Origin of the sequence: Bacillus sp. JJ864 (assembly GCF_036963045.1) — a bacterium.
In the GTDB taxonomy this organism is placed as follows: Bacteria; Bacillota; Bacilli; order Bacillales; family Bacillaceae_G; genus Bacillus_A; species Bacillus_A pseudomycoides_C.
The window spans coordinates 1-16,921 of sequence record NZ_JBALLY010000107.1 but is presented as its reverse complement, the minus strand read 5'-3'; the positions used below and the strand labels follow the sequence as shown (position 1 = coordinate 16,921).

The window sequence follows — 16,921 nt, the reverse complement described above, 5'->3', positions numbered from 1 at the left end:
CCGATTGGTTCAACTAACCATTCGAAGAAAAAGCACCTTCGAATGGAAGTTTCACTTTATCTTCGAAAGCGAGCTTGTACTTTATTTCGTTTTCGGTCGCGATATAAAACGAAGCCACCAAAGATGTAAAAACCAATTGCAAAACAGAGTACTCCAATTAAAAATTGTAACCATAATACAGGAATTGGAGAGAAAAGAATACCAAAGACAGTATCTCTCATTAGTTTAATGCCTACTACAGCTAGTAGAATAGGGATAACTGCTAATAGGAGAGCGAGATAACGTTGCATAAGGAAGACCTCTTTTCAGACAATTTAGTATATACAAAATGATGTTACAATTTATGTTCGTTTGTCAAGAGGTTTTGGAAGAAGTAAGATAGAGGTGTGAAAAATTTTGCAGAGATGCTGCGGGAGGATTGGTAGCATATGAAACAAAAAGCATTAATTATTGGAGCGGGTGCTGGGGGTAGTGCGATTCTAGGTCTGCTACAAAAATCGAATATATTTGAAGTAGTTGCAATTGTTGATATTGATGAGAAGGCAAAGGGGATTCAACTTGCAAAGAGCCTTTATATTTCTACCGGGAGTAACTGGGAAGTGTTTATACGTGAGGATATTGATGTCATCTTTGATATGACAGGTGATTATAGTGTGTACGAAAAGGTTTTAGTGAAGAAAAAAGAAGGTGTACTGCTTGTCCCGGGGAATGTTGCAAATATCGTTGTAAAGCTTGCGCATGAAAAAGAAATGTTGATTGGGAAATTAAAAGATCAAACGCAGCAGCGGGATCTTATTTTAAATTCGACGCACGATGGTATGATTGTTGTTGATCAAGAAGGGTATGTATTATTGTTCAATAAAAGTGCGGAACGGATGACGGGATATAAAAGAGAAGAAGTTGTTAATAAATATATTTTAGAAGTGATTCCAACAAGTAAGTTGCTTCGGATTATTCGTACGAAACAAATTGAGATTAATCAAGAATTAACATTAGATAATGGGAAAAAAATTATTTCAACGCGAATTCCGATTTTAAATGAAATTGGAGAGGTGCAAGGGGCGTTTGCGGTTTTTAAAGATATTACTGAGATTGTAAATTTGGCCGAAGAAGTAACGGATTTAAAAGAAATTCAAACATTGCTTGAAGCGATTATTTATTCTTCTGAAGAAGCAATTTCTGTTGTTGATGAACAAGGGCGAGGACTTGTCATAAACCCAGCTTATACAAAATTAACAGGTCTTTCAGATGAAGATATTATTGGTAAGCCAGCGACAACAGATATTGTAGAAGGAGAAAGTATGCATATGAAGGTGCTGCGGACGCGCCGGGCAGTGCGTGGTATTCATATGAAAATTGGGCAAAAAAAGAGAGATGTTATTGTAAATGTAGCACCGGTTATTGTTGATGGGATTTTAAAGGGAAGTGTCGGGGTAATTCGCGATGTATCCGAGATTCAAAAATTAACAGATGAATTAAATCGGGCAAGACAAATTATTCGTACGTTAGAAGCAAAGTATTCATTTGACGATATTGTTGGAACGTCAGAAGGAATTGTGGCAGCGATTGAGCAAGCGAAACTAGGGGCGAATACCCCAGCGACGGTACTGCTTCGAGGGGAGTCAGGAACTGGAAAGGAATTGTTTGCGCACGCCATTCATAATGGGAGTAATCGGAAGTACAATAAGTTTGTTCGTGTAAACTGTGCAGCAATTTCTGAATCGTTATTAGAGAGTGAACTGTTTGGTTATGAAGAAGGTGCGTTTTCTGGAGCGCGCCGCGGGGGGAAACGTGGTTTTTTTGAAGAAGCGAACAATGGGAGTATTTTCTTGGATGAAATTGGAGAATTGTCTGCGAATACACAAGCGAAGTTACTTCGTGTGTTGCAAGAAAAGGAAATCGTGAGAGTTGGAGGTACGAAGCCAATTCCAATGAATGTTCGAGTTATTGCTGCAACGCATGTAAATTTAGAAAAGGCAATTTTAAATGGTGATTTTCGGGAAGATTTATATTATCGGTTAAATAAAATTCCGATTCATATTCCATCACTTGGTCAGCGTAAAGAAGATATTGGTGAAATTGCTGAGCGATTAATTCAAAAGATTAATCAAGATTATGGACGTAATGTTGAGGGGTTAACAGAATCAGCGGTGCAGTATTTGCAATCATATGATTGGCCGGGAAATGTACGTGAGCTTGAAAACATTTTAGGACGAGCAATTATTTTTATGAATTATAACGAGATGTATATTGATGTTAATCATTTACCGCCGTTACATCATGAGGACCAACATGAACTTATAGGGAGTAATTTACTTCCTGAATTAGAAGAAAGACCCCTTGAGGATTTAGTGGCTGAATTTGAGGGGAATATTATTCATGAGTATTTGTCTAGGTTTAATGGGAACAAAACAAAAACAGCACAAGCGCTAGGAATTTCGGTTCGGAATTTGTATTATAAGCTAGAAAAGTATGGGTGTGCAAAAAATAGCATGCAATAAATTGCATACCACGCAAACTATTGCGTGGTATGCACAATACGGCGAGATTAGACAGAATTTTTTGTGTAGTTACAAAATGTTGATTTTTCTACGTTTTGAAGGCGTTTTCAAAAATATTTAAACGGAATTAAAAAGTTGGCACGATATTTGCTTTAATATATAAGCGAGGGACGACGAGGAAGGGTTGATTACAAAATATGAAGTTACAAACTTTAATTGATCAAGCAGCAAAGCAATCGAAAAAAACAGTTGCTGTTGCAGTAGCTGAAGATCATGAAGTAATTGAAGCCGTTACAAAGGCTGTACAATTACAGTTAGCTCAATTTCGTCTATATGGAAATCAAGAAACAATTATAAGTATGTTACAAGAGCATGGATTAGCGCCTTCAGAACATATTGAAGTAATCTCTACTACATCTAGCGCAGAAGCTGCTGAATTAGCGGTAAAAGCTGTAAGAGGCGGAGAAGCGGATGTACTTATGAAGGGGAATATTCCAACAGCTAATATTTTGAAAGCAGTATTAAATAAAGAGTGGGGTCTTCGTAAAGGCGGTGTGTTATCACACGTTGCAACTTTTGAAGTACCGAATTACGATCGCTTTATCATCGTAACGGATGCAGCGATGAATATCGCTCCAGATGTACAGCAAAAAGCGGCGATTGCGCAAAATGCAGTTGAAGTTGCCCGGGCAATAGGAGTAGAAGTACCGAAAGTAGCTCCGATTGCTGCTGTAGAAGTTGTAAATCCTGCAATGCAAGCAACGATTGATGCAGCGATGTTAACGCAAATGAATCGTCGAGGACAAATTAAAAATTGTATCATTGACGGACCACTTGCTTTAGATAATGCTGTTTCACAAATTGCAGCAGAGCATAAAGGAATTCAAAGCGATGTAGCTGGTAAAGCAGATATTTTACTCGTCCCAACAATTGAAGCTGGAAATGTATTATATAAATCGCTTGTATATTTTGCAGATGCAAAAGTGGGAGCGATTATCGCTGGAGCAAAAGCACCGATTGTGTTAACATCTCGTGCAGATTCAGCAGAAACAAAAGTGTATTCATTAGCATTGGCAGTTGCGACTGCTTCTAAATAAACTTTCTTGCAATACATGTTTTATTTTCATTAATGATTAAGGAAATGAACCCGATATAACGGGCTAAAATTGAAAATGGTAAACATATCAAGGGGGAAATTACAATGACATTAGAAATCTTCAAATACTTAGAAACTTACGATTACGAGCAAGTGGTGTTCTGTCAAGATAAAGAATCAGGATTAAAAGCAATTATTGCAATTCATGACACAACTCTTGGACCAGCTCTTGGCGGAACAAGAATGTGGACATACGATTCTGAAGAAGCTGCAATTGAAGATGCTCTACGTCTTGCAAAAGGTATGACATATAAAAACGCAGCAGCTGGTTTAAACTTAGGCGGTGCAAAAACAGTTATTATCGGCGATCCACGCAAAGATAAGAGCGAAGCAATGTTCCGCGCATTAGGACGTTACATTCAAGGATTAAATGGTCGTTACATCACAGCTGAAGATGTTGGTACAACTGTAGATGATATGGATATTATTCATGAAGAAACAGATTACGTAACAGGTATTTCACCTTCATTCGGTTCTTCTGGTAACCCATCTCCAGTAACTGCTTACGGCGTATACGTTGGTATGAAAGCAGCTGCAAAAGAAGCGTTCGGTACAGATAGCTTAGAAGGTAAAGTAATTTCTGTTCAAGGTGTAGGGAATGTAGCTTATCACCTATGCAAACACCTACATGCAGAAGGTGCAAAATTAATCGTTACAGATATTAATAAAGAAGCTGTACAACGTGCTGTAGAAGAGTTTGGTGCAACTGCTGTTGAGCCAAATGAAATTTACGGTGTAGAATGTGACATTTATGCACCATGTGCACTAGGAGCAACAGTAAACGACGAAACAATTCCACAATTAAAAGCGAAAGTAATTGCTGGTTCTGCAAATAACCAATTAAAAGAAGATCGTCACGGTGATATGGTTGATGAAATGGGTATCGTATATGCACCAGACTATGTTATTAATGCGGGCGGCGTAATTAACGTAGCGGACGAGTTATACGGATACAATAGAGAGCGTGCATTAAAACGTGTAGAAGCAATTTATGACACAATTGAAAAAGTAATCGCAATCTCAAAACGTGATGGTGTGCCAACATATGTAGCAGCAGATCGTCTTGCTGAAGAGCGCATCGCAAGCTTAAAAAATACACGTAGCACATTTTTAAGTAACGGCCATAACATTTTAAGCCGTCGCTAATTAATAGAAAAAATAAATGCGAAAGCAGTAGCAACTTCATTCAGCCGTTGCTACTGTCTTTCTAAATAAATGGTGGAGGGAGCAGTTTTGTCCGTGAATCGAATTCTTGTCATTAATCCTGGTAGCACATCTACGAAGATTGGTGTTTTTGATAATGAAAGACCTGTTTTAGAAGAAACAATTCGTCATGACGAAGAACAGATTGGGAAATATAAGCGTATTATTGATCAATATGAATTTCGTAAACAAACTATTTTAGAGGTGCTTCATTCTCATGGCATTAATATTTCTAAGTTAAATGCTGTATGTGGTCGCGGCGGACTACTTCGTCCGATTGAAGGCGGTACGTATACGGTAAACGAAGCAATGCTAGAAGATTTGAAGAATGGTTATAGTGGTCATCATGCTTCTAATCTAGGGGGAATTTTAGCATATGAAATTGCTTCTGGACTTAACATTCCAGCGTTTATTGTTGATCCAGTAGTTGTAGATGAATTGGAAGATATTGCTCGTATTAGCGGGATAGCTGGCATGGAGCGAAGAAGTATTTTTCATGCGCTAAACCAAAAAGCAGTAGCTCGTAAAGTTGCAAAAGAACTTGATCGTAAATATCAAGATTTGAATTTAATCATTGCACATATGGGTGGCGGTATTTCGGTTGGTGCTCATAAAGAAGGAAAAGTTATTGATGTAAATAACGGTTTAAATGGAGAAGGACCATTCAGTCCAGAGCGTGCAGGAACGGTTCCAGTAGGCCAGCTTGTGGAAATGTGTTTCTCTGGTGACTATTACCGTGATGAAATGATGAAAAAAATCGTTGGGCAAGGTGGCTTAGTAAGCTTACTTGGTACAAATGATGCAATTAAAGTAGAGAAAATGGTAGAACAAGGCGATCCGGAAGCGACGCTTGTTTATACAGCAATGGCATATCAAGTTGCAAAAGAAATCGGCGGAGCAAGTGCAGTTCTTCATGGTAAAGTAGATGCCATTGTTTTAACGGGCGGGCTTGCATATAGTAAAATTCTTGTTGATGAAATTAAAGAACGCGTTCATTGGATTGCAGATGTCATTGTGCATCCGGGTGAAGATGAATTACAAGCATTAGCAGAAGGTGCACTTCGTGTACTTCGTGATGAAGAAACTGCAAAAGAGTATGCTGTGCGTGAAAAAGAAACAGTAGCTAGGGGTTGAGTGATATGGCAAAAGATTACGATTTAGTCATCGTTGGCGGTGGTACAGGCGGATATGTCGCTGCTATTCGTGCATCACAATTAGGATTAAAAACAGCGCTTGTTGAAAAAGAAAACCTAGGTGGTACTTGCTTACACAAAGGATGTATTCCTAGTAAAGCGCTACTTCGTAGTGCTGAAGTTTTTGCAACTGCAAAAAAAGGTGAAGAATTCGGTGTTGTAACGAGCAATGTAGAATTAAATTTTGCAAAAGTACAAGAACGTAAAGAGAAAATTGTTAGTCAACTTCATAAAGGTGTTCAGCACTTAATGAAGCAAGGGAAAATCGATGTATATGAAGGAATTGGTCGTATTCTTGGCCCATCTATTTTCTCACCGATGCCAGGAACGATTTCTGTTGAATTAGCGAGCGGAGAAGAGAATGAAATGCTTATTCCGAAAAATGTAATCGTTGCAACAGGATCACGCCCAAATTCTTTACCAGGACTTGAACTTGATGGTGAATATGTAATGTCATCTGATCATGCCCTAAAAATGGAAACGCTTCCTAAATCTATCATTATTGTTGGCGGCGGCGTAATTGGTATTGAGTGGGCATCTATGCTTGCTGATTTCGGCGTGGAAGTAACTGTACTTGAATACGCAAAATATGTTCTACCGCTTGAAGATCAAGACGTTTCTAAGGAAATGCAACGTTTACTTAAGAAAAAAGGCATTAAAGTTGTAACTGGTGCAAAAGTGTTACCAGAAACTTTAGTAAAAGATAACGGTGTAACGATTCAAGCTGAACTGAATGGTGAAAATAAAGAATTCAAAGCTGAAAAAATGCTTGTATCTGTCGGAAGACAAGCAAACACACAAAATATCGGCATAGAAAATACAGATATCATTGTTGAAAAAGGTTATATTCAAACAAACGAATATTATCAAACGAAAGAATCACACATTTATGCGATTGGTGATGTAATTGGCGGCTTACAGCTTGCACATGTTGCTTCTCATGAAGGAATTGTAGCGGTTGAACACATTGCTAGAAAAGAACCGATGCCAATTGATTATTCTATGGTATCTAAATGTGTATATAGCAGCCCGGAAGTTGCTTCTGTCGGTTTAACAGAGCAAGAAGCAAAAGAAAAAGGCTACAAATTAAAAGTAGGTAAATTCTCGTTCCGTGCAATCGGTAAGGCGCTTGTATATGGAGAATCTGATGGTTTTGTAAAACTTGTTGTAGATGAAGAAACAAATGATATCCTTGGTGTTCATATGATTGGACCACATGTAACAGATATGATCTCAGAAGCAGGTCTTGCAAGAGTGTTAGACGCAACGCCATGGGAAGTTGCACATACAATTCATCCGCATCCATCATTATCAGAAGCAATTGGTGAAGCTGCGTTAGCAGTGGATGGAAAAGCGTTACACGGGTAAAAGTGAACCATTAGGAATGGATAGTGTATCGTTCTTGCTTTATAATAGAGCGGGGTAAAAAGGATTTAGGAGGGTGTTAAAATGGCTGAAGTAAAAGCAAAACGCCATGAAGAGCTTGGTTTAAGCGATGAGCAAGTATTAGAAATGTATCGCACGATGTTACTCGCACGTAAAATTGACGAGCGTATGTGGTTATTAAACCGTGCAGGGAAAATTCCTTTTGTAATTTCTTGTCAAGGACAAGAAGCTGCACAAGTAGGAGCAGCATTTGCACTTGATCGTGAAAAAGACTATGCACTGCCGTATTACCGTGATATGGGTGTCGTGTTAGCATTTGGTATGACAGCAAAAGAGCTTATGTTATCTGGATTTGCAAAAGCAGAAGATCCAAACTCTGGCGGACGTCAAATGCCTGGACATTTTGGACAAAGGAAAAATCGCATCGTAACAGGTTCTTCACCAGTTACAACGCAAGTACCACATGCAGTAGGTATTGCGTTAGCAGGACAAATGGAAGGGAAAGATTTAGTAACATTTGTTACATTTGGTGAAGGTTCTTCTAACCAAGGTGATTTCCATGAAGGTGCGAACTTTGCAGGAGTACACAAATTACCTGTTATTTTCATGTGTGAAAATAACAAATATGCAATCTCTATCCCTGTTGAAAAACAATTAGCATGTAAAAATGTATCTGACCGTGCAATTGGTTATGGTATGCCAGGATACACAGTAGACGGAAATGACCCGCTTGAAGTATATAAAGCTGTAAAAGAAGCAGCAGATCGCGGACGCCGTGGTGAAGGTCCAACATTAATTGAAACGGTATCTTATCGTTTAACAGCACACTCTAGTGATGACGATGATCGTGTATACCGTGACCGAGAAGAAGTAGAAGAAGCAAAGAAAAAAGATCCAATCTATACATTTGCAAATTACTTAAGAGAAGTAGGTATTTTAACAGAGGAATTTGAAAAACAAATGTTAGATGATGTAATGCATATCGTAAACGAAGCAACAGAATATGCAGAAAATGCTCCGTATGCAGATCCAGAGTCTGCATTAAAGCACGTATACGCGGAATAAGGGGGAACGTTTCATGGCTGTAATGTCTTATATTGACGCGATTACATTAGCAATGCGCGAGGAAATGGAACGCGATAAGAAAGTATTTGTATTAGGAGAAGACGTTGGTAAAAAAGGCGGCGTTTTTAAAGCGACAACTGGATTATATGATCAATTTGGTGAAATGCGTGCGCTTGATACACCACTTGCAGAATCGGCAATTGCTGGGGTAGCAATCGGTGCAGCGATGTATGGAATGCGCCCAATTGCAGAAATGCAATTTGCTGACTTCATTATGCCAGCAGTGAACCAAATTGTTTCCGAAGCAGCAAAAATCCGTTATCGCTCTAACAATGATTGGACTTGCCCGATAACAATCCGTGCACCATTTGGCGGCGGTGTTCATGGTGCGCTGTATCATTCACAATCTGTAGAAGCGCTTTTTGCAAACCAACCTGGTTTAAAAATTGTAATTCCTTCTACACCGTATGATGCAAAAGGTTTATTAAAAGCAGCAATTCGTGATGAAGATCCGGTATTGTTCTTTGAACATAAACGTGCATATCGCTTAATTAAAGGTGAAGTGCCGGAAGATGATTATGTATTACCAATCGGAAAAGCAGACGTAAAACGTGAAGGTGACGACATTACTGTTATCACATACGGATTATGTGTTCACTTTGCTCTTCAAGCTGCTGAAAAATTAGCACAAGATGGCATTTCTGCTCACGTTCTTGATTTACGTACTGTATATCCGTTAGATAAGGAAGCAATTATTGAAGCAGCTTCAAAAACAGGTAAAGTTCTTCTTGTAACGGAAGATAATAAAGAAGGAAGCATTATGAGTGAAGTAGCAGCAATTATCGCAGAAAATTGCTTATTTGATCTTGATGCACCAATTGCTCGTCTTGCAGGTCCAGACGTTCCAGCAATGCCATATGCACCAACAATGGAGAAATTCTTTATGGTGAATCCAGATAAAGTGGAAAAAGCAATGCGCGAACTTGCGGAATTTTAATCGGGGGGACTATACATGGCTGTAGAAAAAATTACAATGCCTCAGCTTGGGGAGAGTGTAACAGAGGGTACAATTAGTAAATGGCTTGTTTCTGTTGGTGATCACGTAAATAAATATGATCCGCTTGCAGAAGTAATGACAGATAAAGTAAATGCAGAAGTACCTTCCTCTTTCAGCGGGGTTGTTACAGAATTAATCGCTGGCGAAGGTGAGACACTAGCTGTCGGTGAAGTGATTTGTATGATTCAAGTTGAAGGTGCAAATGAAGTAGCTGCAACAGCTGTAGAAGAGAAAACAGAAGAGGCGCCAAAAACAGAGGCATCAGCACCGAAAGCAAAGCAACCAACTGATGGTAAACCGCGTTTTTCACCAGCTGTATTAAAACTTGCAGGTGAACATAATATTGATCTAGATGCAGTAGTAGGTACAGGAGCAAATGGTCGTATTACACGCAAAGATATTTTAAAATTAGTTGAATCTGGAAATATTCCACAAGCAGGTGCGAAGAAAGAAGCAGCACCAATTACACAAGAAGCACGAAAAGCTGCGCCAGTACCGGCAGCACCTAAAACAGAAGCGGCAAAACCGGTATCTGTACCAACAATGCCTGGGGATATTGAAATTCCAGTGACTGGTGTTCGTAAAGCAATTGCTGCAAACATGCTGCGCAGTAAGCACGAAGCACCACACGCTTGGATGATGATTGAAGTGGATGTAACAGATCTTGTTTCATACCGTAATTCAATTAAAGGTGAATTTAAAAAGCGTGAAGGCTTTAATTTAACATTCTTTGCATTCTTCGTAAAAGCTGTTGCACAAGCTTTAAAAGAATACCCACAAATTAATTCTATGTGGGCTGGCGATAAAATTGTTCAGAAGAAAGATATTAACCTTTCTATTGCAGTTGCAACTGACGATGAATTATTCGTTCCAGTTATTAAGTATGCTGATGAGAAAACAATTAAAGGTATCGCTCGTGAAATTACTGAGCTTGCAACGAAAGTACGTACGAAATCATTAAAAGCTGACGAAATGCAAGGTGGAACATTTACAATTAATAACACAGGATCATTTGGTTCTGTTCAATCTATGGGTATTATTAACTATCCACAAGCAGCAATTTTACAAGTAGAATCTATCGTGAAACGTCCAGTAATTATGGATAACGGTATGTTCGGTGCACGTGATATGGTTAACTTATGCCTATCTCTTGACCACCGTGTATTAGACGGATTCATTTGCGGTAAGTTCTTAGGACGCGTAAAAGAAATTCTTGAAAATACATCTGCAGATAATACATCTGTATATTAATGATAAAAAAGCTCGCCAATTGGCGGGCTTTTTTTTACGTATACAAATTCACTTTAATTTTTGGCCATATAAGTTACTGCATGCAGAATACAACATACCCTGCAATCGCATTCTCCCTTTGTTTTCCACTGTGGACGTGGCAGGAAAAGGCCCTGACCGCGTCTATGCCTGGCTAGATGCACTTGCCCCTCTAAAAAAAGAAGGCTTATATGTCGTTTTTTCTACTTATATATACTGAGGTACAGTTGAAACTTTATAATGTTTTTTACATAGACAATATAGATAAACGCAAACTAAAAGGATGACTTTTAGTAAGGGGTGCCATCTATTATGCATATGCACATGTTTGAAGGGGCAAAACATCTTTCGAGTTTCGAGTGGATGCTCCGTGCTATATTGGCATATATTTTTTTAATTATTGTGGCAAAAGCGATGGGACAACGCTCTATTGCTCAGCTTCGTTTTTTAGATCTTGTTCTCGTACTATTATTAGGTGGAAATCTATCGAATGCATTGTCTGACGAAAAAGTAGGCCTTCTCGGTTCTATGATCACAACATTTGTTCTCGTAGTACTTCATATCGTAAGTTCCATTTTGACATTAAAGTGGGATCGGTGGAGACGTTTTTTAGAACCTGCACCCATTATTCTTATACATAATGGTTCCATTCAATTAAATAATTTAAAGAAAGCGCGGATTACAGTCGAGTATTTATTTTCTGAGCTGAGATTGCAAGGTATTACAGATATTCAAACAGTAAAACTAGCTTTATGGGAAGCGAGTGGAGTCGTTTCTGTGTTTCAGTACGCAGCGTATGAAAAAATTTCTCGAAAAGATATGAAAATATACGCAGAACAATCACCTATTACATTTATCTTAATAAAGAATGGGAATATCCAAAAGGATGTTCTCGCTTTAATAGAAAAAACAGAAGAGTGGGTAAAAGACGAGTTAAAGCAGAAAGTACCGATTCAATCCATTCGATTAGCAACAGTAGACGAAAAGGGACAAATGAATATTTTGCTTAAAAAGTAAAAAAATGGGTTCATCACCGTAACATGGGGTTGATTTTTTGAAAATGAATCATTTTTAATACACGGAACGGAGAGTGGCGACTCCTGCGGGAATAGCGAGGAAAGTGAGACCCCGCAGGCTTGCCGAGGAGGCTCGCTCTCGCCCGCGGAAAGCGTCCACTCGGAGTGGAGTGTACATCTATCTATATGTCACCCTCGTCTTTTGGTGATGAACCATTTTGGTTTTGCTAGTATGTGTTTCATTATATACGATGTACTCGTTCGGTAGGAATGGGCGCTACAAAATAGTTGAAGGAGCTATTACGATGATTACAAAATATTGTCTACATTTTTATTTAAATGCAAGGCATTATGTGTCTATTAATGGGAAAAAATCAGATGTACATCCGCATACATGGGAAATTACATTACTTATTTTACATAAAAGAGAAGAAGAGTTACATTTTGCTCATATTGAAAACGTCATTGGAGAATACTTAAATAAATACCAAGGAACTTGCTTAAATGATTCTCCAAGGTTTTCAGGAAAAAATTGTACGATGGAACAAATTGGACGAATCTTTTTTGAAGATTTGGCAGAGCGTTTGCAAGAGCAGGATGTCCCGTTGGAAGAATTAACAATTAATGAGAACCCAATGCGGCAATATGTGATTCAGAGAGGATAGAGAGGAAAAGCAGTATGAAACTTGAACAACGAAAACGAGTTGGGCTGTTTCTTTTTCAACTTTCTTTATTAATAGTATGTGCTTTCCTTATGTCATGGTATGTGAATCGCTTCGGGCGTTACCCGTGGGGTTCGGACACATATGGACACCTATATAAAGCAAATTTACTATATGAAGAATTTCAAAAAGGAAATTGGTATGTGAATTATAGTGCCGAGTGGTATAACGGATTTCAACCATTTCGATTTTGGGCACCTTTATCTTATTACATTTTAGCTGTATTACGAATGTTGACAACGGATATGACTTCGGCGTATCAACTATTTTATATTTTTCTGTTTATTGTAGGTGGATTCGGCTGGTTATTGTGGGGAGTGTATACAAAACGACAATGGCTAGCATTTTTTATTGGTATACTATGGTTCTTCGTTCCGGAAAATCTTCGTATTTTATTTGCAGAAGGAAATGTTCCTTTTTGTACGATCACATCAATCTTACCCTTTCTATTTTTACTATTTTACCGTGCAGTACGTGAAAAAAGGCTTCATTTATATCTCATTCTTTCTATCTTAATGGCAATCATCACACTCATTCATCCGATGTTAACAGCTATGGTCGGTTTGTCATTTTTTTTATTTTGCCTTATCGACTCAATTGTAAATAAAGAGATAATTCATAAATTTATTGTGCTTATGTATGCGGCATTAGGGATTTGTTTATCTGGATTTTGGCTATTTCCAGCATTAAATGGCGGCATTATTGGAATGGACCGAGAGGCTAATTTAGAAGTAATGGCACTACACTCTTATCCATTAAGTGTATCGCTACATCCATTTTTACGTTTTCATGATATCGAAATCTATTATTTTGGCTGTTCATTTGCTGCTTTAGCTTTATTTGGTTTACTTTTTAGTTCTAAAAAACAGGTGACAGGTTTTTCGGTTGCGTTATTCATTATGATCGGCACAACAAAACTAGCATTACCACTGCTGCAAAATATGCCTTTTGTTCAAGTGCTATGGATGCGCCGCTTTACTGCAATGGCGATGGTGATGATTTTGTTCTCTTTTTTACTATGGAAAAATCTTCGTAAGTCTTTCATGTGGCTGTTTATTTTATTGTTAGCTGTTGATTCGGGAGCTTCTTTTTATACAGTTGGGTTTAACCGAGAGTTTCCGAAAGGACAAGCTGAAGATTTAGATGTAGCAATTTCTGCAGCATCTCAGCGGATAGCGATGTTAGATAACTCCGAATACGGTTCGTTTCCAAGTTACTATTTATCCTATCATGGAATGAAAAATAAGGTAAAAGATCAAGTGTATGGCTGGGCATGGCAAGGAGCAACAACGGCACAAAATTTAGTACAAATAAATACAGCATTAGAACATGAATATTATGATATTTTATTTGATCGCACGCTAGAAACAGGAGCGGATACATTCGTATTAAAAAAGAATTTTGTTAAGCATCCTGAGGAAATGAAAGAAACGGCCAAACGAGTAGGATATGAGTTACGAAAGGAAACACCTAGCAACTATATTTATAAATATCCTATTGAAGGGCACTTTGGAACGAAAGTGCAATATGAGGGGATTGCAATTGGAAAATATGCACCAAATATTACGTATATGTTCCCGCAATTGCTAATAGGGGACAGAATGAAAATTGATGACTACACGTTTAGCGAGTTAAAAAATTATAAAGTTGTTTACATTTCAGGAGTAGATTACAAAGACAAACAAGCAGCTGAACAGTTAGTGAAAAAATTAGCTGATCATTATGTTAGGGTGGTAATCGATACAGCTGGAATGACAGAACCATTTCTGAATGTAAATGTACAACCCATTGCGCTGCAAGATCAGTATGGGGAATTATTTTATAAAGGTAAAAGAATGGAAACAAAACCGTTTCCTAAAAAATCAAGTGATTGGAGAACGAATGTTATTAGTGATACAACTGATTCAGATTCACAATTATATGTAAATAAGCAGATTTTTAATTACCTTTCGAAAAGCCAAAACGTAATGTTTATGGCATTAAATATTCCTTATTATACGTTTGTAATGAAAAATGAGGATACACTCCAAATTCTTGAGGATATGTTGCAATTAAAAGCTTACACGTTACCAAAGAGAGAAGTTGTACCAGTACGTTTAAAACGAAATCATAATGAAGTCATTGTTGATAGTGAACAAGTAAATGTACTTGTGCCTGTTGCAGCAATTGATGCTTTTCAAACAGTAGAAGGTACATATGAAAAAATGAATCAATTTATGAACATAAAGACGAAACATGTGAAAGTACATGTTGGGTACCCGTATATGATGCAAGGTGCTGTTTTATCTGTAAGTGCTTTATGCATCATTTGTAGTTTATCGTATGGAATTTATAGAAGAAGGGAGGGAGAAGCATGAGCTCCATTATCATTGGTATGCTACTGATTGTACTTTGTATTTTCGGTTATATGATGATGCAACGGATTGGACTGCGCTTCTTTGCTTTTATCGTAGGAAGCGTAGGTTTTTTTACAATTTGTATGCTGTACTTTCTGCCTTACGTTGAGAAATACGCAAACATTGTGAATTCCTATGTGTTAGAGTGGATTTCGGCCGTATTTCCAGTATTTGATGTGCATCGTGAACTAGCATTAGTAACAATTGAAACGGGGAAAGGAATTGTAACGATGGTATTGAATTATGAATGCTCCGGCGGTATTGAACTGCTCGTGTTTCTTTCTCTCGTTCTTTTTTTCCCGTTTGGAAATATAAAAACAAAGGCATTATCAACTATTTTGGGTTTATTCTTTTTAATTGTCGCAAATATTTTGCGGCTATTATTCATTATTGTTGTCACAAAGATATTTGGAGCGGACGCATACAAGCTTGTTCATATGGTATTCGCTCGCATTCTTTTCTTCGGTTTAACCGTATATCTTTATTATGTATTATTTACACTTGTTCAAATTCGCTATCAGAAAGTAGGTGAATTAAAGTGACGATAGATGTTTTGTTACATGAATTCTTTTTTTGGACCGTGTGGCTTATTATTCCGTTACTTATTGATTTATTCACTGGCTTTGGAAGTGCTATTGTTGTCTGGCGTGCTTATTTCAGAAAGAAAGAGACAGAATTAACTTTTTTTCCATATGTAACGATTCTGATTCCTGTTTATAATTCTGAAAAAACATTGAGAGATTGTTTGCAGTCAATTGTAGATCAACAATATCCATTGCAAAATATACAGGTTATTTTGATTGATAATGGGTCAGAAGATGAATCCTTTGAAGTGTTTCAGCAATTTCAAATGGAGCAGCCGATTTTAAATATTAGATATATAAAATCAACGCAAGGAAAGGCACAAGCATTGAATCAAGGAATATACCTTTCACGAGGAAGATACATTTTAAATATTGACTCAGACGGTATGCTTGATGCAAAAGCTGTTTACAATACAGTAAGAAAATTTGAAAAAGATGTGGATATTGCAGCAATGACCGGTGTTGTCATGATCAATTCACAATTCATTCAAGAAAATAGTAAATCGTTATTAAAATTATTACAGCGCTGTGAGTTGTTTGAGTATGTAGAAGCATTTTTAGTAGGTAGAGGTTATCAATCACATCGTAATTCTATTTTCACATTAGCAGGAGCGTTTTCAGCATTCCGAAAAGAGGTATTAACAAAAACACAAATGTATAATATTGAAACACTTGGAGAAGACACGCATATGACAACGCAAATTCGTCTTATGTACAATGGAAAAGTAGCATTATGCGAGGACGCTTTTTTCTATGTAGATCCAATCGAATCCGTAGACCGTTTATATATGCAAAGGCAACGTTGGCAACGCGGGGGAATAGAAGTTACCGCTTTATTTAATCCATTGTTAAAGAAAAAAATGCGAGGTAGTTTAGATGTCATTCGCTATACAATGATTAAAGACCATACATTAATTTTTTCTAGAATGATTTGGATCTTTGCGCTCGTATATTTAATGTTTTTGGATTATCCATTGTATTTAATTGTAACAGCGAATATGATTCTTTACTTTGCCTATGTAGCAAATTCGTTGTTGTTTTATTTTGTTTCAAAACTGTATTTGAAGTCACAGCCAAAGATAAAGAAATATATGCGTAAACATCTATATACAGTATTTCTACTTCCGTTTTATCGGATGTTTGTCTTCTTTTGCCGCATTGCTGGAACGATTAACGCAAAGGAAGAAAGAGCAAACTGGAATACGCGTACATTAAGTGAAGAAATGCAGATGATTAGTGGGAGAATAAAGAAACAGTTTTCCTTCTATTTTAAATTGAAGAAATGGATGAATGGCGGCGGGGATAAAGTGAAACTTTAATCAGTGGGGAGCTTCATCCCCCACTGATTATCAGCCCTCACCAATCGGGCTTTT

14 protein-coding genes are annotated in these 16,921 nt (G+C 37.6%); 13 read left to right on the top strand and 1 reads right to left on the bottom strand.

Annotated features, from left to right (window positions below):
- Positions 1 to 56: 56 nt before the first annotated feature.
- Positions 57 to 290 carry a DUF2627 domain-containing protein gene (locus V7024_RS16695; protein ID WP_335521944.1) on the bottom strand — a complete coding sequence of 78 codons (234 nt, stop codon included), beginning with the start codon at positions 288 to 290 and terminating at the stop codon, positions 57 to 59.
- A 138-nt stretch (positions 291 to 428) separates the two neighbouring features.
- Here V7024_RS16695 and V7024_RS16690 point away from each other — a divergent pair, with 138 nt between their 5' ends.
- From V7024_RS16690 to V7024_RS16630, 13 genes are all read left to right on the top strand, one after another.
- Positions 429 to 2,501: a sigma 54-interacting transcriptional regulator gene (locus tag V7024_RS16690; protein WP_335521942.1), complete on the top strand. Its 2,073-nt coding sequence runs from the start codon at positions 429 to 431 to the stop codon at positions 2,499 to 2,501.
- 197 nt (positions 2,502 to 2,698) lie between these two features.
- The gene (gene yqiS / locus V7024_RS16685) at positions 2,699 to 3,598 is read left to right on the top strand and encodes a phosphate butyryltransferase (RefSeq protein ID WP_335521941.1); all 900 of its coding nucleotides are present in this window, start codon (positions 2,699 to 2,701) and stop codon (positions 3,596 to 3,598) included.
- Positions 3,599 to 3,702: 104 nt separating this feature from the next.
- Positions 3,703 to 4,803, top strand: coding sequence for a leucine dehydrogenase (locus V7024_RS16680; RefSeq protein WP_335521939.1), 1,101 nt, complete (start codon positions 3,703 to 3,705; stop codon positions 4,801 to 4,803).
- A gap of 87 nt (positions 4,804 to 4,890) precedes the next feature.
- On the top strand, positions 4,891 to 5,994 hold the full coding sequence (buk, locus tag V7024_RS16675; protein WP_335521937.1) for a butyrate kinase: 1,104 nt from the start codon (positions 4,891 to 4,893) through the stop codon (positions 5,992 to 5,994).
- 5 nt (positions 5,995 to 5,999) lie between these two features.
- Positions 6,000 to 7,421: a dihydrolipoyl dehydrogenase gene (lpdA, locus tag V7024_RS16670; protein ID WP_335521935.1), complete on the top strand. Its 1,422-nt coding sequence runs from the start codon at positions 6,000 to 6,002 to the stop codon at positions 7,419 to 7,421.
- Positions 7,422 to 7,502: 81 nt separating this feature from the next.
- A complete protein-coding gene (gene bfmBAA, locus V7024_RS16665; protein WP_335521933.1) occupies positions 7,503 to 8,504 on the top strand; it encodes a 3-methyl-2-oxobutanoate dehydrogenase subunit alpha in 1,002 nt (333 codons plus the stop codon).
- Between the two features lie 13 nt (positions 8,505 to 8,517).
- Positions 8,518 to 9,501, top strand: coding sequence for a 3-methyl-2-oxobutanoate dehydrogenase subunit beta (bfmBAB, locus tag V7024_RS16660; protein WP_098914734.1), 984 nt, complete (start codon positions 8,518 to 8,520; stop codon positions 9,499 to 9,501).
- 15 nt (positions 9,502 to 9,516) lie between these two features.
- Positions 9,517 to 10,812 (top strand): dihydrolipoamide acetyltransferase family protein, encoded by a 1,296-nt coding sequence (locus tag V7024_RS16655; RefSeq protein ID WP_335521930.1) that lies wholly within the window; start codon positions 9,517 to 9,519, stop codon positions 10,810 to 10,812.
- Between the two features lie 330 nt (positions 10,813 to 11,142).
- The gene (locus V7024_RS16650; protein WP_335521928.1) at positions 11,143 to 11,847 is read left to right on the top strand and encodes a DUF421 domain-containing protein; all 705 of its coding nucleotides are present in this window, start codon (positions 11,143 to 11,145) and stop codon (positions 11,845 to 11,847) included.
- Between the two features lie 304 nt (positions 11,848 to 12,151).
- Positions 12,152 to 12,511, top strand: a complete 360-nt coding sequence (locus V7024_RS16645) for a 6-carboxytetrahydropterin synthase (protein ID WP_335521926.1) — start codon at positions 12,152 to 12,154, stop codon at positions 12,509 to 12,511.
- A gap of 14 nt (positions 12,512 to 12,525) precedes the next feature.
- Positions 12,526 to 14,925: a 6-pyruvoyl-tetrahydropterin synthase-related protein gene (locus V7024_RS16640; protein WP_335521924.1), complete on the top strand. Its 2,400-nt coding sequence runs from the start codon at positions 12,526 to 12,528 to the stop codon at positions 14,923 to 14,925.
- Complete coding sequence (xrtG, locus tag V7024_RS16635; RefSeq protein ID WP_335521922.1) at positions 14,922 to 15,506, top strand: exosortase family protein XrtG; 585 nt, start codon at positions 14,922 to 14,924, stop codon at positions 15,504 to 15,506. Before V7024_RS16640 ends, xrtG begins: the two co-directional genes overlap by 4 nt.
- Entirely contained in the window at positions 15,503 to 16,867 is a 1,365-nt protein-coding gene (locus V7024_RS16630) for a TIGR03111 family XrtG-associated glycosyltransferase (RefSeq protein WP_335521920.1), read from the top strand. Before xrtG ends, V7024_RS16630 begins: the two co-directional genes overlap by 4 nt.
- Positions 16,868 to 16,921: the final 54 nt, after the last annotated feature.